Origin of the sequence: Amycolatopsis sp. NPDC049868 (assembly GCF_044461365.1) — a bacterium.
Classification (GTDB): domain Bacteria; phylum Actinomycetota; class Actinomycetes; order Mycobacteriales; family Pseudonocardiaceae; genus Amycolatopsis.
On record NZ_JBITKV010000008.1, the window covers coordinates 1 to 16880 of the forward strand.

The 16880-nt window shown below is 69.0% G+C and carries 17 protein-coding genes; 3 read left to right on the plus strand and 14 right to left on the minus strand.

The genetic code is table 11. The features are described from left to right. Window positions 1–268: 268 nt before the first annotated feature. The 10 genes from ACIBTM_RS29045 to ACIBTM_RS29090 form a co-directional block, all read right to left on the minus strand. Window positions 269–1042 carry an enoyl-CoA hydratase family protein gene (locus ACIBTM_RS29045; RefSeq protein ID WP_395880334.1) on the minus strand — a complete coding sequence of 258 codons (774 nt, stop codon included), beginning with the start codon at window positions 1040–1042 and terminating at the stop codon, window positions 269–271. 79 nt (window positions 1043–1121) lie between these two features. After that, the gene (locus ACIBTM_RS29050; RefSeq protein ID WP_395880335.1) at window positions 1122–1745 is read right to left on the minus strand and encodes a cyclase; all 624 of its coding nucleotides are present in this window, start codon (window positions 1743–1745) and stop codon (window positions 1122–1124) included. Window positions 1746–1924: 179 nt separating this feature from the next. Further along, window positions 1925–2674, minus strand: coding sequence for a sirohydrochlorin chelatase (locus ACIBTM_RS29055; protein WP_395880336.1), 750 nt, complete (start codon window positions 2672–2674; stop codon window positions 1925–1927). Further along, window positions 2671–3933, minus strand: a complete 1263-nt coding sequence (locus ACIBTM_RS29060; RefSeq protein WP_395880337.1) for a sulfate adenylyltransferase subunit 1 — start codon at window positions 3931–3933, stop codon at window positions 2671–2673. The genes ACIBTM_RS29055 and ACIBTM_RS29060 overlap by 4 nt, the downstream gene beginning before the upstream one ends. Then, complete coding sequence (gene cysD, locus ACIBTM_RS29065; RefSeq protein WP_037342770.1) at window positions 3933–4853, minus strand: sulfate adenylyltransferase subunit CysD; 921 nt, start codon at window positions 4851–4853, stop codon at window positions 3933–3935. Before cysD ends, ACIBTM_RS29060 begins: the two co-directional genes overlap by 1 nt. Window positions 4854–4864: 11 nt before the next feature. Beyond that, window positions 4865–5560, minus strand: a complete 696-nt coding sequence (locus ACIBTM_RS29070) for a phosphoadenylyl-sulfate reductase (RefSeq protein WP_395880338.1) — start codon at window positions 5558–5560, stop codon at window positions 4865–4867. Next, window positions 5557–5709: an Insertion element protein gene (locus tag ACIBTM_RS29075; RefSeq protein WP_395880339.1), complete on the minus strand. Its 153-nt coding sequence runs from the start codon at window positions 5707–5709 to the stop codon at window positions 5557–5559. The genes ACIBTM_RS29070 and ACIBTM_RS29075 overlap by 4 nt, the downstream gene beginning before the upstream one ends. Next, entirely contained in the window at window positions 5706–7400 is a 1695-nt protein-coding gene (locus ACIBTM_RS29080) for a nitrite/sulfite reductase (protein ID WP_395880340.1), read from the minus strand. Before ACIBTM_RS29080 ends, ACIBTM_RS29075 begins: the two co-directional genes overlap by 4 nt. A 36-nt stretch (window positions 7401–7436) precedes the next feature. Beyond that, complete coding sequence (locus tag ACIBTM_RS29085) at window positions 7437–7523, minus strand: putative leader peptide (protein WP_350573702.1); 87 nt, start codon at window positions 7521–7523, stop codon at window positions 7437–7439. Between the two features lie 153 nt (window positions 7524–7676). Further along, window positions 7677–8249: a TetR/AcrR family transcriptional regulator gene (locus tag ACIBTM_RS29090; protein ID WP_395880341.1), complete on the minus strand. Its 573-nt coding sequence runs from the start codon at window positions 8247–8249 to the stop codon at window positions 7677–7679. An 80-nt stretch (window positions 8250–8329) separates the two neighbouring features. On the opposite strand from ACIBTM_RS29090, the gene ACIBTM_RS29095 reads away from it, so the two are divergent. The 3 genes from ACIBTM_RS29095 to hemW all read left to right on the plus strand — a co-directional run bounded on the left by ACIBTM_RS29095 (window position 8330) and on the right by hemW (window position 10640). Further along, a complete protein-coding gene (locus ACIBTM_RS29095; RefSeq protein ID WP_395880342.1) occupies window positions 8330–8743 on the plus strand; it encodes a VOC family protein in 414 nt (137 codons plus the stop codon). Window positions 8744–9004: 261 nt separating this feature from the next. Next, complete coding sequence (locus tag ACIBTM_RS29100; protein ID WP_395880343.1) at window positions 9005–9361, plus strand: hypothetical protein; 357 nt, start codon at window positions 9005–9007, stop codon at window positions 9359–9361. A gap of 64 nt (window positions 9362–9425) precedes the next feature. Continuing rightward, window positions 9426–10640 carry a radical SAM family heme chaperone HemW gene (hemW, locus tag ACIBTM_RS29105; RefSeq protein ID WP_395880344.1) on the plus strand — a complete coding sequence of 405 codons (1215 nt, stop codon included), beginning with the start codon at window positions 9426–9428 and terminating at the stop codon, window positions 10638–10640. On the opposite strand, the gene ACIBTM_RS29110 is transcribed toward hemW, so the two are convergent. Genes ACIBTM_RS29110 through ACIBTM_RS29125 form a run of 4 tightly spaced genes read right to left on the minus strand, consistent with a single transcriptional unit; the run spans window position 10633 to window position 16654 of the window. Next, entirely contained in the window at window positions 10633–11325 is a 693-nt protein-coding gene (locus tag ACIBTM_RS29110; protein ID WP_395880345.1) for a hypothetical protein, read from the minus strand. The two genes, hemW and ACIBTM_RS29110, sit on opposite strands and share 8 nt — an antisense overlap. Further along, window positions 11322–13124, minus strand: coding sequence for a carbamoyltransferase (locus ACIBTM_RS29115; protein ID WP_395880346.1), 1803 nt, complete (start codon window positions 13122–13124; stop codon window positions 11322–11324). Before ACIBTM_RS29115 ends, ACIBTM_RS29110 begins: the two co-directional genes overlap by 4 nt. 21 nt (window positions 13125–13145) lie before the next feature. After that, window positions 13146–14423, minus strand: a complete 1278-nt coding sequence (locus ACIBTM_RS29120) for a hypothetical protein (RefSeq protein ID WP_395880347.1) — start codon at window positions 14421–14423, stop codon at window positions 13146–13148. Continuing rightward, window positions 14420–16654 (minus strand): glycosyltransferase, encoded by a 2235-nt coding sequence (locus tag ACIBTM_RS29125; RefSeq protein ID WP_395880348.1) that lies wholly within the window; start codon window positions 16652–16654, stop codon window positions 14420–14422. Before ACIBTM_RS29125 ends, ACIBTM_RS29120 begins: the two co-directional genes overlap by 4 nt. Between the last annotated feature and the right edge of the window lie 226 nt (window positions 16655–16880).

Below are 16880 nucleotides of genomic sequence, written 5' to 3' on the forward strand. Positions count from 1 at the left end.
ATCACCGCCCAGGCCTTGTCCGTCAGCTCACCACGACCCACCACAATCCATCATCTGCACACGATCATGGAAAAGATCCGCAGGACACGCCCTAGAGCGTGTCTCTCAAACCGGGGTCGGCTGATTGGGTGAGGACACACGCGCGCGTTTCTTTTCGGCCGGAGGCCTCGGATTCGCGGAGGCGGGCCACCGACACGGCTGAGTGAGTGACCAGCCGATGCCGCGGCCCGGCTACGGGAATCCGAAAGCGCGCTTTAAGAGAAGCTGACTAGTCGGCCGGGACCCAGTTCGGCTTGCGCTTCTGCGCGAAGGCCGTGATGCCCTCCTGGCCTTCTTCGCTCGCGAAGAACCCGGCGGACAGCTTGTTCATGGCCTCGAAGCCTTCGGCGGGTGTCGCCGGACGCGGCCTGCTGAGCAGTTCCTTCGTCGCCGCGAGCGCCTTCGGTCCGCCGAGCGCGAGCGCCTTGACGTAGCGGGCGACCTCGTCGTCGAGCTCGTCCGCGGGGACGGCCGAGTTCAGCAGGCCGATCTCGACGGCGCGCTTCGCGTCGAAGGTGTCACCGGTCAGGAACAGCTCGTGCGCGGCGCGGGCGTTGAGCCGCGGCAGCACGGTGAGCGAGATGACGGCGGGTACGACGCCGATCCGCACCTCGGAGAAGGCGAAGGTCGCTTCGGGCACGGCGACCGCGATGTCGGTCGCGGCCACCATGCCGATTCCACCGGCGCGTGCGGGGCCCGCGAGCCTCGCCACGACGGGCTTGGGACTGGTCCACAGCTGTTCGAGGATCTTCGGGAACTCGTTCACGCCCTGGGCGCCCGCACCGGCGCCGCGGGCCTCCTTGAGATCCATGCCCGCGCAGAACACCGGGCCGGTGTGGGTGAGCACGATGACCCGCACCGCGTCGTCCGCCTGTGCCTTGTCCAGTGATTCGCTCAGTTCACGCCGCAGCTGGGCGGAGAGCGCGTTGCGGTTGTGCGGGGAGTCCAAGGTGATCGTGGCGGTGCCGCCCACCACGTCGTAGTGCACCAGTTCGTCAGCCATGCCCCACCTTCGCACGGGCGAAGTCGGGCCGGGCAGTGGCCTGCGCCACCGTCTCCACCGACGGTGGCGCAGGCGCGGGTCAGCCGATCGTCGTCGTGGTGAACGTGGGGCTCGGGTTCGGGAAACACGCCGTCGGGGCGGAAACGTCGAAACCGGCGCTGACCACGGCGGTGAACGTCAGGCCCGGGTCGCTGTAGCTGGAACCGCCCAGTTTCGTCTCGATGGTGCCGGACGAGCCCGCGGTGAGGTGCGCGGTCACGGTCGGCAGTTCGAAGGTCGAGCCGCCCGCGATCGGGCCGGGGAAGCTCAGCGTCGCGACGCTGCCGGAGACGGTGATCTTCGGCGGGGTCGAGCCGATGCCGGAGCCCCCGGCGAGGTCGGCGCCCACCCAGGTCGAATTCGCCGGGATCGGGATCTTCAGGGAGAAGTCCTTGATGTTCTTGACCTGGTAGCCGCTCACCTCGGCCGGGACGGTGTTGGGCGCCGGGTCGATGACGACGTCGAGCGCGGCACCGGGGGCGACCGTGGCCGGGGCGGTGACGTCCGCGTCCTGGCTCAGCTTGAGGTACTTGTTGCCGACCAGCGGCGGCTTCGCTTCGCAGTCGAAGACGACAGTGGTCGCCGCCGAAGCCGGCGCGGCCAGACCGGTGATCGGGACGAGTACGGCCGAAGCGCAGAGGAGGGCACGGATGGCAGCCTTCATGTTCCACCTACCTGGGGGTTCGAGGGGGAGAGAGGGAGCTGCGCAGCGTTTAGAGAGTTACCGGCAAGTTAAGTAACTCGTCAAGAAATCTCCGTTCCCATACGCGGGGTGTCACGGAACTGGGAACGGAACCCACCGAAAATCGGCATCAAGCGCCCGTACGGGACGAGGCATGCTACTCAGGCGGCGAGCCGGGCGGCGGCGATGTCGTAGCGATCCAGGACGAGCCCGGCGATCCGCGGATCCGGCCCCAGCGGCCCGGCGACGATCACCGACGGGTCGGCTTCGCGGGCCAGGCGTGCGATCCGGTCCGGCAGCAGCCCCGGCGCGAGGAACCAGCCCGCGACCGCGAGCCGCCGCGCGCCGTTGAGCCGCAGCCGCGCGATGGCGGCCGGCACGTCCGGCTGCGCGGCACTGGCGAAGGCGGGTGTCGCGAGCAGCCCGCGACGCAGCTGCCAGCGAGTGGTGATCCCGGCGACCGCGTCGTTCGCCGCGACGTTCGACGAGCCGACGCCGGCCAGCAGGACACCCAGCCCCGGATCGTCCAGGTCGGCGCCCGCCTCGGTGAGCCGGTCCAGCGCGACCGTCTCGATGAGCGGGTCGATGCCCAGCACCCCGGAAACCCGCACGTCGAGGCCCGGGCAGTCCGCGGTCACCTCGGCGACGAGCGCGGGCAGGTCGACCCGGGCGTGATAGGCCACGCCGAGCAGCAGGGGCACCACGACGACCTCACGATGCCCCTCGGCGTACAGGCCGCGCAGGGCGTCGGTGAGCAACGGCTCAGAGAGGTCCAAAAAGGACTCGCGGATGTCGAGGCCCGGTGCCAGCCCACGGGAGACGTCGAGCAGGGCGCGGATGGTCGCGGCGGACCGCGGATCGCGGCTGCCGTGGGCGACGGCGACCAGTGGCGGAGTGTGGCTTGGGATCATGCGAACCTTTCGCCGACGAGTCCGGCGGCGAGGGTGTCGCCGTCCTTCGGGTCGATGACCAGGAATGCGCCCGTCCGAGGGCTGACGCCGTAGTCGTCCACGCCGATCTCTTCGGCCAGCCTCAGCGTCACCCGGCCGATGTCGTTGAGCTCCAAGGTAGCCGGATCGTCCACACTGGACAACGTCTGCTCGTCGAAGCGGGCGTGGAGCTCGCCGACCAGGGCCTGCACCGTCCGTGTTCCGTGTTTCACCAGCACCCGCGCGCCCGGTTTGAGCGCCTTGGCCGAGAGCCAGCACAGGGTCGCGGTGATCTCGTCGGTCACCGTCGGCTGCCGGTCGGCGGCGGCGATCAGGTCGCCGCGCGAGATGTCGACGTCGTCGGCGAGCAACAGGGTCACCGAGGTGCCCGCGCCGGCTTCGGCGAGCGGCCCGTCGGCGGTGTCGATGCCCTCGACCCGGCTGCGGATTCCTTGCGGGAGCACGACGATCTCGTCACCCGGCCGGACGGTGCCCGCCGCGATCTGCCCCGCGTATCCGCGGTAGTCGGGATGGTCGGCCGTGCGCGGCCGGATCACGTACTGCACCGGGAAGCGGAACGCCGAATCGTGCGGATCCGGTGCCACCGGCACGGTTTCCAGATGCTCCAGCAGGGTCGGGCCCGAGTACCACGGCGTCTTGTCCGACTTCTCAGCCACGTTGTCACCCACCAGCGCCGAAACCGGCACCGCGAGCACGGAGCCCCGTTCGTAGCCCAGGGACGCGGCGTGCTCGGCGAACTCCTCGGCGATCACGGTGAACGTCGCTTCGTCGTAGCCGACGAGGTCGATCTTGTTCACCGCCAGCACCAGGTTCGGGACACCGAGCAGGGCGAGTACCGCGGCGTGGCGGCGGGTCTGCTCGATGACGCCCTTGCGCGCGTCGACCAGCAGCACGGCGAGCTGCGCGGTGGACGCCCCGGTCACCGTGTTCCGCGTGTACTGCACGTGGCCCGGCGTGTCCGCGAGCACGAAACTGCGCTTCGGCGTCGCGAAGTACCGGTACGCCACGTCGATCGTGATGCCCTGCTCGCGTTCCGAGCGCAGGCCGTCCACGAGCAGTGAGAGGTCCGGAGTGGACAGTCCTTTGTCGACACTGGCGCGGGTGACCGCGTCCAGCTGGTCGGCGAGGACGGATTTGGTGTCGTACAGGAGCCGCCCGACCAGGGTCGACTTCCCGTCGTCCACGCTGCCCGCGGTCGCGAGCCTGAGGAGGCTGGACATCAGAAGTACCCTTCCCGCTTGCGGTCTTCCATCGCCGCCTCCGACATCCGGTCGTCGGCGCGGGTGGCGCCGCGTTCGGTGAGCCGGGAGGCCGAGACCTCGGCGATGACCTCGTCCACCGTGGCGGCGGTCGATTCGATGGCGCCCGTGCACGAACCGTCGCCGACGGTCCGGTAGCGCACGGTCAGTTCCCGGACGACCTCGTCCGGTCGCGGGCCGCCCCACGGGCCTTCGGCCAGCCACATGCCGTCGCGCTGGTAGACCTCGCGCCGGTGCGCGTAGTAGATCGACGGCAGTTCGACCTTCTCCCGCGCGATGTAGTTCCAGACGTCCGCCTCGGTCCAGTTGGACAACGGGAAGACGCGGACCTGCTCGCCAGGGCGGTGCCGCCCGTTGTAGAGGTTCCACAGTTCCGGGCGCTGCCGACGCGGCTCCCACTGGCCGAAAGCGTTGCGCAGGCTGAAGATCCGCTCCTTGGCGCGGGCGCGCTCCTCGTCGCGGCGCCCGCCGCCGAAGACCGCGTCGAACTTGTTCTCGGCGATCGTGTCGAGCAGCGGCGTGGTCTGCAACGGGTTGCGCATCCCGTCGGCGCGCTCTTCGAGCCTGCCGTCGTCGATCCAGTCCTGGACCTTCGCCACGACCAGCCGCAGCCCGTGCTGCTCGACCACGCGGTCGCGGAAGTCGATGACCTCGTCGAAGTTGTGGCCGGTGTCCACGTGCAGCAACGGGAACGGCACCGGAGCGGGCCAGAACGCCTTGATCGCCAGGTGCAGCAGGAGCGTCGAGTCCTTGCCGCCGGAGAAGAGGATCACCGGCCGGTCGAACTCACCCGCCACCTCGCGGAAGATGTGGATGGCCTCGGATTCCAGCGCCGCCAGGTTGTCCTGGGCGGCGTCAGCGGCCGGTTCGAGCGTGGTCATTTCGTCCCTTCTCACCCGTGCAGGCCGCATTCGGTCTTGCCCTGCCCGGCCCACCGGCCGCTGCGCGGGTCCTGGCCCGGAGCGACCTTCGCGGTGCACGGCGCGCAGCCGATCGACAGATAACCGATGGACACCAACGGGTTCTCGAGGATCCCGTGCTCGTCGATGTAGTTCCTGAACTCGTCGTCGGACCACGGCGCGATCGGGTTGATCTTCACCAGCCCGTTGCGGTCGTCCCAGGTGACGATGGGGGTGTTCGCGCGGGTCGGCGCGTCGACGCGGCGGACGCCGGTCACCCACGCCGAGTACTTCGCGAGAGTGTCGCGTAGCGGCACGACCTTGCGGAGGTGGCAGCACTGGTTCGGGTCGCGTTCGTGCAGCTTCGGGCCGTACTCCGCGTCCTGTTCGGCGACGCTCTGTTCGGCTTCGGCGTTGACGATCCGTACGCCGGGGTACACCGCCTGCACCGCGTCACGGGTGCCGATGGTCTCCGGGAAGTGGTAGCCGGTCTGCAGGAACAGCACGTCGACGTCGGGTTTGACCTGGGTGGCCAGGTCGATCAGGACGGCGTCCTGCATATTCGAGGCGACGATGAAGTCGTCGCCGAAGGTCTCCGCGGTCCAGCGCAGGGCCTCGGTCGCGGTCGCCTCCGCGAGCTCCTTCGAGGCCCGTTCGGCGAGCGTCTTGTAGTCGGCAGTGGCGGTCATCCTTGCGACACCTCCGGAAAGGACAGTCCGAGGAACTTCACGGTGAAGACCCGGCGGCAGCCCGAGCACAGCCAGGAACCGCCGTCGGCGGGCCGCAGGTCTTCATCGCCACAGAAAGGGCAGTAGTACGGGGTCGCGCGTTCGGTCATTGCAAGACGCTTTCGTCGGCCCGCAGGACCCACTGGGCGAACCGCTCGCCGGGTTCGCGGCCGGCGATGTACGCCCGCACGACCCGCTCGACGTACGCGGTCAGCTCCGACGCGGTCACCTTGTGCCCGCGCAGTTTCCGGCCGAACCCGGCGTCCAGGCCGAGCCCGCCGCCGAGGTGCACCTGGAAGCCTTCGACCTGCTTGCCGTCCCCGTCGGTGACGATCTGGCCCTTGAGCCCGATGTCGGCGGTCTGGACCCGGGCGCAGGAGTTGGGGCAGCCGTTGAGGTGCACGGTCACCGGGTTCTCGATCTCGGCCTGGATGTCGGCGAGGCGCTTCTCCAGGTCGGTGACCAGTTCGATCGCGCGGGCCTTCGTCTCGACGATCGCGAGTTTGCAGAACTCCAGACCGGTGCACGCCATGATCCCGCGCCGCCACGGCGAGGGCTCGGTCTGCAGGCCGAGATCGGCCAGCTCGGTCTTCAGCCCGTTCACCTCGGCCTCGGGGACGTCGAGGATCACGAGCTTCTGGTGCGGGGTGAGGCGGACGCGGTTCGACCCGGCCCGCTCGGCGGCCTTGGCGACCGCCAGCAGGGTGGCCCCGGAGACGCGGCCCGCCACCGGCGCGGCGCCGACGTAGAACTTGCCGTCGATCTGCGGGTGCACGCCGACGTGGTCGATCTGGGTGGCGGGCACCTCGGGAGCCGGGCCGTCGGTCAGTTTGCGCTTGAGGTACTCGTCTTCCAGTACCTGGCGGAACTTCGCGGCGCCCCAGTCCTTCACCAGGAACTTGATCCGGGCACGGGCGCGGAGCCGCCGGTAGCCGTAGTCGCGGAAGACACTGATCACGCCTTCCCAGACGTCCGGGACCTCGTCGAGCGGGACCCAGGCGCCCAGCCGCTGCCCGATCATCGGGTTGGTGGACAGGCCGCCGCCGACCCAGAGGTCGAAGCCGGGGCCGTGTTCCGGGTGGTTCACGCCGACGAAGGCGATGTCGTTGATCTCGTGCGCGACGTCCTGCTGCCCGGAGACCGCGGTCTTGAACTTGCGCGGCAGGTTCGAGTAGCGCGGGTCGCCGATGTAGCGGCGTTTGATCTCGTCGATCGCGGGTGTGCCGTCGATGATCTCGTCGGCGGCGATACCCGCCACGGGGGAGCCCAGAATGACGCGCGGGCTGTCACCGCACGCCTCCAGCGTGGTCATCCCGGCCTTTTCGAGCTTCGCCCAGATCGTCGGCACGTCCTCGATCTGGATCCAGTGGTACTGGATGTTCTGCCGGTCGGTGATGTCGGCGGTGTCGCGGGCGTGGGTCTGCGAGATCTCGGCGAGCACGGCCAGCTGCCCGGTGGTCAGCGCGCCGCCGTCGAGCCGCACCCGCAGCATGAAGTAGCGGTCGTCGAGCTCTTCGGGCTCCAGCGTCGCGGTCCGGCCGCCGTCGATCCCCGGCTTGCGCTGGGTGTAGAGACCGAACCAGCGGAACCGGCCGCGGAGGTCACCCGGGTCGATCGAATCGAAGCCGCCGCGGGCGTAGATGTTCTCGATCCGGGCCCGGACGTTGAGCGGGTTGTCGTCCTTCTTGGACCGCTCGTTGGGGTTCAACGGCTCGCGATACCCCAGTGCCCACTGTCCCTCGCCCCGTTTCTGTTTGACCCGGGGCGTACGGGCAGGGGTCTCGCGCGTGGGCGACGACATGGGAATCCTCCGGCTGATCGTGGTGGTGGCGGGGAGTCAGCGGTTCGTCGCACAGAGCGCGCTCGCCACACGACGGAGGTCCACGTGGCGGCGTGCCACGAGGCTGATTCCGGCGCGGGTCATTCATTCAGCGTGCCACGCGCCCACTATGTGGTCTAGGCCGGTCCGAATACTGGGAACAGTGTCCGAACGCGGCTGTTTTCGCTGGTCAAGGGCATCCTTTGAAGGTCAAGTCCGGGCTCGCGGCCCGGCATTGTGACGCAGAACGCGCACGACTCAAGAGGGCAGGACGCGGTCCACGATGATCCGGATGACCTCTTCGTCGGTGACGTCCGCGAGCACCTCCGGCAGGGTGAGCCGTTCGACGGTGAGCCCGGTCAGCGCGAGGTACATCAGCAGCACTTCGGCGCGCCCGCCCGGCATGCCCGCCGCGATATGCCAGTCGACGCTCATGTCGATGCCTTCGCGGACGGTCTTGGTCAGTTCGGCCGAGAGGTCCGGGCGCCGGGTGGCTTCGAGGCGGAGTTCGAGCAAGGCGAGATAAGGCTCCCGGTGGCCGGTCAGCCGTCCCATGAGCTCGCCGAGCAGGACGCCGACCCGGTCGTGGGACGGCGACTCGGCCTGCGGGTTCGCCATCACCTCGGCCGGCGCCGACATGCGCTCCTGCACGCGGACACCGACCTCGCCGAGCAGCTGGTCCCGGTTTCGGAAGTAATTGGACGTCGTTCCCGGCGGCACGTCCGCTTCGACGTCCACGGCGCGGTAGGTGAGGCCGCGTGCGCCTTCGCGGGCGAGGACGGTGATGGCGGCGTCGGTGAGCGCGGTCCGGCGCTCCGGGTTCTGTCGCATCGGAACATTCTCCTTGCCTCAGTCAAACCACTATAGCTATAGTACTACGCATCAAGTGGTTCGACTGGGAGGAACACCAGATGCAACTCAACGGTTTCGGCGCCTGCGTGGTCGTCGAGGACATCGCCGAGACCACCGCCTGGTGGAAGCGGCACCTGCAACTGACGGTGACGATCGAGCTCGACTGGTTCTCCAGCCTCAACGCCGGAGTGCCGGGTTACGAGATGAGCTTCGTGAAGCGCGGTCACAAGGCCACGCCGGCGCCTTGGCGAGCACAGGAAGCGGCCGGATCGATGGTCGGGTTCATGGTCGCCGACGCCGCGGGCGAGTACGAAAGGCTGCGCGGGGAGGGGGTCAAGATCGTGACGGAACTCGTGGACGAGGAATTCGGTCAGCGGCATTTCTACATCGAGGACCTGAACGGCTTCCTGGTCGACATCATCGAGGCCATCCCGCCGTCGCCGGAATGGCTGGCCGCGAACGGGTTGGCTTAGGGCGTGTCGCTCAAGCGAGGTTCGGCTGGTTGGTGAGGACACGCGCGCGCGTGTCTTTGCGGCCGGAGGCCTCGGATTTGCGGAGGCGGGCCGCTGCCACGACTGAGCGAGTGACCAGCCGATACCACGGCCCGGCTACGGAAATCCGAAAGCGCGCTTTAAGTGACACCGCCTAGTACCGCTTCGGGTGAGTGAGGCCGCGTGAGGCCGCCGTCGCCGCTAGCTTCGGTCTCCGATCCACAGAGGACGGAGGAGTTGCGTATGCGCCGATGGGTGGTCGCCGCGATGGTGCTGGCGTCCCTGCTGATCCCGGGTACCGCTTCCGGGGCTCAGCAGGGCTGCAGGCTGGTCTCGCCCGAAGAGGGGGCGGTGCTGCACAAGGGCGACTCGTACCGGTTCGAGGCGGCCGGCTGTTCGCCGAACGTCCGGGGACACCTGTCCCATACGGTGCTGGTCGAGGTCGCCATGAGCCGCGACGCCGTCGCGGACGAACAGGGCGACTGGTCGGTCGACCACGTGGTCAACGACTACTCGCTGAACATGGAGACCCTCGTCTGGGTGCGGTTCGACGACGGCACCCGCTCGACCTCGGTCAGGGTGCGCATCGCCGACAGATGACGCGTTCCGTGAAGGCCTCTTTCCCCCGGGAAGGAGGCCTTCACGGCGTGAGGGACACTGGGGTGTGCCCGCGTTGCTGCCCGAAACCACCACGCCCGTCGAGTCCGCGCTCCCCGAGAGCGCGCTGGAGGGGCTCGGCACGCGACCGTTCGGCGTCTACGTGCACGTCCCGTTCTGTGCGACCCGTTGCGGCTATTGCGATTTCAACACCTACACCGCCGGAGAGCTGGACAGCGGTTCGTCGCCGCAGTCGTGGCTCGAAGGGCTCAAGCGTGAGTTCGAGCTGGCCGCGCACGTGTTGAAGGAGCCGCCCGCGGTCGACACCGTCTTCGTCGGCGGCGGAACCCCGTCCCTGCTCGGCGCCGACGGGCTGCGAAGCGTTCTTGATGCCGTTCGCGGCACCTTCGGGCTCGCGCCGGGCGCCGAGGTGACGACCGAGTCCAACCCGGAGTCCACGTCGCCCGAGTTCTTCGCGGGTATCCGTGACGCCGGGTACAACCGGATCTCCCTCGGGATGCAATCGGCCGCGCGGCATGTGCTGAAGATCCTCGACCGCGTGCACACCGCGGGCCGTCCGGTCGCGGCCGCCGAGGAGGCGCGCGCCGCCGGGTTCGAACACGTCAACCTCGACGTCATCTACGGCACGCCGGGGGAGCGGCCCGAAGATCTCCAGGCATCGCTGGACGCGGTGCTGGCCGCCGGTGTCGACCACGTCTCGGCGTACGCGCTGATCGTCGAAGAGGGCACCGCGCTCGCCCGCCGCATCCGCCGCGGCGAACTGCCCGCGCCGGACGACGACGTGCTGGCCGCCGACTACGAGATGATCGACCGCGTCCTCGCCACGGCGGGATTGCGCTGGTACGAAGTGTCCAACTGGGCGACCTCGGAGGAAGCCCGCTGCCGGCACAACATCGGCTACTGGCGCGGCGGCGACTGGTGGGGCGCCGGGCCGGGCGCGCACAGCCACGTCGGCGGCGTCCGCTGGTGGAACGTCAAGCATCCGGCCCGCTACGCCGCCTCCCTCGCGGCAGGGGAGTCGCCTGCCGCGGGCCGCGAACTGCTGACCGGCGAAGACCGGCATCTGGAACGGGTGATGCTGGAACTCCGGCTGTCCGAAGGGCTTCCGCTCGACGCGCTCGACGACGACGGCCGGGCCGAAGCCCGCGCCGCCGCCGCCGAGGGGTTGCTGGAACAGTCCGCTTTGGACGGTCAGGGGCGGGCGGTGCTGACCGACCGCGGCCGGTTGCTGGCCGACGGTCTGGTGCGCCGGCTCACCTGAGCCCCAGTGCCCGGTCGACCCACCGGCCCACCGGCAGCGCCACCACGATCGCCGCCAGCACCAGATGCACCAGCATGAACATCACCGCGACCGGGACACTCGGCGGCCCGCCGAGGAACACGATCATATGCGAAGCCCACTTGAGCTCGGTCGGTTTCGTCCCGGCGGACCAGACGTCGTTGAGCGCCCAGAACGTCAGGTCGTTCGCGCCCGAGATCACCACGAGGATCGACGCGACACCGGCCTTGAGCACGTTCGCCGTCCGGCCGCCGCCCAGCCGGTACGCCATCAGCCCGAACAGGACGATGAACGTCACGATGAACAGCTCGAACTGGTACACCGGCTGGAAGGCGTCCTCGTCGGTGGCGGCGTTCCTGGCGAACGCCTGGATCCGCATGATCAGTTCGGTGTCCAAATAGGACATATAGACGAACACCGCGAGCACGATCAGCGCCGGACCCCATTTGGTGCGCGGGAACAGCGCCACCGTGGCGACCGCGAAGACGAACGGGCACAGCTTGAACGCCCAGTCCGCGACGTTGTCCAGCGTCTGGTCCGGCGGCAGGATCACCATGATCAGCAGCGCGGTGACCACGGCCGGGCCCGCGGCCACCAGCCACAGCCATTTGCGCCGCCGGTAGAGCGCGGGAATCCAGCCGTCGGTGTCGGGCAGTGTGGCGGTCACAGGTCGTCCTTCTCTGCCCAGAACGGCCCGAGGGCGAGGGCGTCGACGTCGGTCTTCAGATAGCAGGCCACCGCGTCGGCCGGGCTGGCGACGATCGGTTCGTTGTTGTCGTTGAACGAGGTGTTGACCACCATCGGCACGCCGGTGAGCTTCTCGAACTCGCTGATCATCCGGTAGTACAGCGGGTTGTCCGATTCGGTCACCGTCTGCACGCGGGCCGTCCCGTCGACGTGGGTGATGGCCGGGACCTCGTCGCGTTTGTCCGGCAGGACGTCGAACACCAGCAGCATGACCGGCGAGGGGTAGTCGCTGACGAACCAGTCGCCCGCGCGTTCGGCGAGGCACGAGGGCGCGAACGGCCGGAACGCCTCGCGGTGTTTGACCTTCTCGTTCATCCGCGTCTTCGAGTCGGGGTCACGCGGGTCGGCCACCAGCGAGCGGTTGCCGAGCGCGCGCGGCCCGCATTCCATCCGGCCCTGCACCCAGCCGATGATCTTGCCCTCGGAGATCTTCTTCGCCGTGTGCGCGGCGATGTCGTCGACCTTGGTGTAGCGGACCCCGGCGTCCTGCAGCGCCAGTTCCATCTCCGCCTCGGTGTAGTCCGGGCCGGTGTAGGTGTAGCCGTCGCGAGGGCGGGGCTTGCCGTACTTGCCGACCGACACCTCCAGCGCCGCACCGAGCGCGCAGCCGTCGTCGGCGGCCGCGGGCTGGGCGAAGAAGTCCTCGAACGGGGTTTCCAGGAGGATCCGGCCGTTCGTCACGCTGTTCAGCGCGACACCGCCCGCGACGGACAGCCGGCGCGATCCGGTCTCCCGCTGCAGCCAGCGCGCGATGTGCAGCCCGGCCTCCTCCAAGGTGACCTGCAGCGCGTAGGCGATGTCGCAGTAGTGCTGCGGCACCGGGTTCTCCGCGGTGACCCGGGTCTTGGGCCGCGCCGGGCCGAACAGGTCGGTGAACTTCTTCGACATCACGTGCTTGCCGGTGCGGTGGTGGCCGAAGAAGCTCAGTTCGAGCTCGTAGCCGCCGTCGTCGTCGAGGTGGATCAGCTGCTTGAACGCATCGACGTAGGTGTCGTTGCCGAGCGGTGCCAGCCCCATGATCTTGCCTTCGTCACGGGTGGGGTAGAAGCCCAGATAGCCGGTGACGCCCGCGTACATCGCGCCGAGCGAGTGCGGGAACTTGATCCGCCGGATGTCGATGATCCGGTTTCCCTTGCCGTGGCCCAGATAGGTCGCGGTGCCGTCGCTGCCGATGCCGTCGAAGGTGAGCACCGCCGACTCTTCCCACGGCGAGATGAAGTACCCGCTGGCGGCGTGCGCCTTGTGGTGGTCGACCAGATGCGTCTTGAACTTCGTCGGGCCGGTCCAGCCCGCGGCCTCCTTCACATCGCGTTCGAGGGTGAAGGACCGTTTGATGTGCGCGAGCACCGCGCCGCCGACGTGGTAGTCGTCGACCCCTTTGCCGCCACCGGTTTTGAACGTCTCCACCATGCCCGCGGAGGCGCCACCCTCGTCGCCGTTCTGGTTGCGGAACACCTCCAACGTTCCAGGGAAGTACTTCGCGAACACCTTCGCCGCGTGGATGCCCTCGCGCCAGCGCTGCCAGTAGTAGGCGACGTGGTCGACATCGGCGAGGGTGATCCCACCGCGCTCCAGGCAGAACTTGATCGCCTCCGCGGGGAAGTCCCCGTCGTGCTTCTTCCGGGTGAAGCGTTCTTCTTCGGCGAAAGCGATGATCTCGCCGTCGCGCACGAGTGCGGCCGCCGAGTCGTGGACCCTGCTGATTCCCAGTACGTACATGTTCCTTCTCCAGTGCGACGTTCAGAGTTCGGGGTGGCGGCGGCGCAGCAGCCGCCGGAGGACGGTCGCCCGCGTGCCGATGGCGAAGACGAGCGCGGCGAACCCGCCGACCGGTCCCATCGCCGGGACGAGTGCGGCGGCGGCCAGCGGGGTGGCGGCCAGCCCGGCGATCGAGGCCGACGCCGTGAGCGTGAGGACCTTGCTGTTGGTGTTTTCGATCAGGAAGCCCGCGTAGAGCCGGACGGCGAACAGCACCGTTTCGACCAGGACGAACACGCCGAGGACCACGTACGCGCCGACAGTGTCTTCGGCGGTCAGCACCGCGCGGGTCGCCGGGATCGCGAGGGCGATCCCCACGAGGACGAGGAACGCGAGCGCGCCCCGTTCGACCAGTTTCAGCAGTTCGGCCGCGCGGGCCCGGCCCGCCGCCGCCCCGCTCCCGCGCAGCCGCGCCGAGATCGCCGGCTGGTGCACGCGAAGCTGATAGAACAGCAGCGAACAGAACGCGCTGCTGGCCAGCAGGGCGACGTAGAACGGTCCACTGTCGACGGTCCGTCCGGCCAGCGCCAGTACGCCGAACACCGTCGACGTCGCGAGGACGTCCAGCACTTCGGTCATCCCGAGCAGCACGGTGGTCCGGCCGAAGGCGGGCAGGAGCCGGTGCCCGTCGATCCTTTCCACCCGCAGCCACTTCTTCGGCAGCAGCGCCGCGGAGAAGCCGAGGATGAGCAGGATCCCGCCGAGCAACAGGCCGAGGTGCGTCAACGGCGACCAGCGGACGAACCAGGTGCCCACCGTCACGGCGCCGACCACCAGCGCGCCCGCGGTGAACGCGAGAGCGTCCAAAGAGGACTTCCCGGTGAAACGGTGCAGGCCCGAGACCGTCATCAGCAGGCCGCCGGAAATCGACCAGCCCGCGGCCGTCAGGTACAGCGCGGCGTCCGAGTCCGGCGCCACGATCAGCGCGACCGCCATCGCCGCCAGTACCACCAGCACCGGGACGACGGCGACACGGACGGCGAGGGCCGCGACCGCGTCTCGCGTCATCCGCAGGCGCGGCAAGCATTTCAACGCCGACTTCTCCGCCGCCGACGGCACGAAGTTGAGCCATGCCATCAGCCCGAGCGCGGTGGCGAACCGGCCGTAGTCGTGCGCGCCCCAGGCGGTGACCAGGACCAGGCCCATCGCCTGGATCGCCAGCCGGAACACGCCACGACCGGCGAGCAGCCGGAGCACCATGGACGGCTTCGGCGCCGCGATGGACGCGGTGCCGGCGCCGGTGAGCGAAGTGCCGGTCAAGGGAGCGGTACCGCCGCACCCTGCTCGTCGAGCAGGAACTTCAACGTGCCGCGCAGTTCGTCCTCCGCCGCGAGCACGTCGGGCACGGTCGGCGCGGAAAGCACGGCGTACCCCATCTTGTAACCGGCCTGCTCGTACGGTTTGACGTAGGAGTCCTCTTCCGCGAACAGTTCCAGGTTGTGCACCGCGGGCATGGCGCGGACCTCGTCGACGCCCTCGATGCGCACGATCCGGCCGCCGCGGTCGGAGGCGAGGATGTGGATGAGCGTCGGGCGCGGGTCGCGCGGGGAGAGCACGACCTCGCCGCCGGTCGCGGCGGCGATCCCCGCGGCGATCAGGTCGACGCCGGTGCTGTGCTCGATCGCCTCGGCCAGGCCGTTCCCGCCCATCCGGGCGCCCATCTCGATGAGATAGAACTTCCCGTCACGGCCCAGGACGGCGTCGAGGGTGAGCGGCCCGGTGCGGTAACCGAGTTCGGCGCACAACGCGGCCAGCATCACCGGGAGCGCGCGGTCGACCACCGGCGGCAACCCGGCGGGAAGCAGATGCGACGCCGTCACGAAGAACGGCGGCGGTGTCAGCGTGCGCCGGGTGACCGCGTGGAACACGATCCGGCCGTCGACCGCGAGGGCTTCGATCGTGTAGTGCGAGCCGTCGAGGTGTTCCTCGACGACCAGCTTGCCGGACGGCGAGAACGCGAGGGAGTCGGAGAACGCGGTGGTGAGGCCGCCGGGGCTCGCGCACGAGACGACACCACGGCTCCCGGAGGAATCGACCGGTTTCACCAGCGTCGGGAACCGCAGTTGCTGCGCGGCGAGCACGAGATCCGGGCCGGGCTTCCCGCCGACGCTGCGGTAGGTCGGCAGACGCAGCCTGTCGCAGAGTTCGCGGAAGACGGACTTGTCGACGGACGCGGCGACGGCGGCCTCGGGCAACGGGTCGGGCAGGTTCCAGTGCCGGGTGAGCCAGGCGAGCGCGGGCAGCCCGACGTCGCTGGCCGGGCAGAGCACCCCGGCGATGTCGTCCCGTCCCTCGAGCGCCGCCGCGATCTGTTCCGGCGCGCGGACGCTGACCTGGACGAACTCGTCGGCCAGTGCCACCGCGGGCGCGCTCGCGCGGACGTCCACACAGATGGTGCGGAAGCCGAGCTCCCGCGCCCGGTGGTACGTGCTGACCGAACCGTCGGCGCCGCCCAGGATCACCAGGCTCCGTACCGCCGCCGTGTCTTCGGTGTTCTTCACTCCCGCTTGCCTTTCCCCAGGATGGATCTCGGCCATGGCCGAGGTGTAGAGCCGGTCGTCCTCGTCGACCGGGAAGCTGGCTTCCCTGATGTAGAACTGCCGTGGCCGCGCCTGCCCCGCGCCGACCACGACCAGGTAGCGGACGGACAACGCAAGCACGGTCAGCAGCACGGAGAACATGACGAACGTCAGCGTCGACGCGGCGGTCAGCCCGAGAAGCCCGGTGGCGGCCGCGATCCCGGCGAGCACCGAGATCCCGGCGGCCAGCACCGCCGTGGTCGAAGCCACCGTCGTCAGCCGCCGGGTGAAGCCGACGAACAACTCGATGGCGTGCGAGGAAAGGAAGCCGAAGCCCACTTTGGACTCACCGCGTTCGCGGGCCCGGTGTGCCACCTGGACGGTGGTGTAGCGGCTGGTCAGCCTCGGCACGGTGGCGAGGAAGTACGGGGTGCCCAGCCGGAGATCGACGATCTTGCGCGCGAGCTCCGTGCGCACCAGGCGGAACGCCGTCGCGCCGGGCGGGATCTCGATGCGCAGGACGCGGCGGCCGAGGAAATGGAAGGCGGCGGTGCCCCAGCGCCTTGGTAAGGGATCTTGCCTATTGGTGCGAACACCGAAAACGGCGTCGTTGCCCGCCTCGGCCGCGGTGATCAGTTTTCCCACCTCGGAGGCGGGAAACTGCTGATCGGCGTCCATGTGCAGGAGCCACGGTTTCCCGGCGTATCGATAGCCGGCGGAAAAGGCCGCTTCGAACCCGAAGTTCCTGGTGAAGGACAGATAGCGCACCCGGGGGTCGGTGTGCGCGAGCGCCCGGATGACGTCCAGGGTCCCGTCCGTGCTCCCATCGTCCACATAGAGCAGTTCGAGGGGGAGATTTCCCAACTCGGCGACGATCTCCTGGTAGGAGGGCTCGACGTTGTCGACTTCGTTGAAGCACGGGACGACTACGGTGAGTCCGCTTTCCGCGGGGCCGGGGACCGACCGGCTCATCTGTCGAATCCCTGCGGTGAGCGCGCTATTGTGTTCGTAGCGTCACGCGTTGTGTTTTCACGGTTCATGAGTCCCCTTGGCCCCAGGCGTCCGGCAGGTCGTGCCGGATCGAAAGTTCCCGTGTTATAGGCAGACTCGCTTTGCTGCCGCCAGGGGAATCCGCAAGTTCGTCCTTTCAGCTCAGTCGAAAAGGTGGGAAGTCGGGCGAAAACCGGATGAATCCGAC

Excerpts from the sequence above, each read along its gene's own strand:
- ACIBTM_RS29045 (WP_395880334.1), bottom strand. The coding sequence starts at position 1,042 with ATGGCTGACGAACTGGTGCACTACGACGTGGTGGGCGGCACCGCCACG.
- ACIBTM_RS29050 (WP_395880335.1), bottom strand. The coding sequence starts at position 1,745 with ATGAAGGCTGCCATCCGTGCCCTCCTCTGCGCTTCGGCCGTACTCGTC.
- ACIBTM_RS29055 (WP_395880336.1), bottom strand. The coding sequence starts at position 2,674 with ATGATCCCAAGCCACACTCCGCCACTGGTCGCCGTCGCCCACGGCAGC.
- ACIBTM_RS29060 (WP_395880337.1), bottom strand. The coding sequence starts at position 3,933 with ATGTCCAGCCTCCTCAGGCTCGCGACCGCGGGCAGCGTGGACGACGGG.
- cysD (WP_037342770.1), bottom strand. The coding sequence starts at position 4,853 with ATGACCACGCTCGAACCGGCCGCTGACGCCGCCCAGGACAACCTGGCG.
- ACIBTM_RS29070 (WP_395880338.1), bottom strand. The coding sequence starts at position 5,560 with ATGACCGCCACTGCCGACTACAAGACGCTCGCCGAACGGGCCTCGAAG.
- ACIBTM_RS29075 (WP_395880339.1), bottom strand. The coding sequence starts at position 5,709 with ATGACCGAACGCGCGACCCCGTACTACTGCCCTTTCTGTGGCGATGAA.
- ACIBTM_RS29080 (WP_395880340.1), bottom strand. The coding sequence starts at position 7,400 with ATGTCGTCGCCCACGCGCGAGACCCCTGCCCGTACGCCCCGGGTCAAA.
- ACIBTM_RS29085 (WP_350573702.1), bottom strand. The coding sequence starts at position 7,523 with ATGACCCGCGCCGGAATCAGCCTCGTGGCACGCCGCCACGTGGACCTC.
- ACIBTM_RS29090 (WP_395880341.1), bottom strand. The coding sequence starts at position 8,249 with ATGCGACAGAACCCGGAGCGCCGGACCGCGCTCACCGACGCCGCCATC.
- ACIBTM_RS29095 (WP_395880342.1), top strand. The coding sequence starts at position 8,330 with ATGCAACTCAACGGTTTCGGCGCCTGCGTGGTCGTCGAGGACATCGCC.
- ACIBTM_RS29100 (WP_395880343.1), top strand. The coding sequence starts at position 9,005 with ATGCGCCGATGGGTGGTCGCCGCGATGGTGCTGGCGTCCCTGCTGATC.
- ACIBTM_RS29115 (WP_395880346.1), bottom strand. The coding sequence starts at position 13,124 with ATGTACGTACTGGGAATCAGCAGGGTCCACGACTCGGCGGCCGCACTC.
- ACIBTM_RS29125 (WP_395880348.1), bottom strand. The coding sequence starts at position 16,654 with ATGAGCCGGTCGGTCCCCGGCCCCGCGGAAAGCGGACTCACCGTAGTC.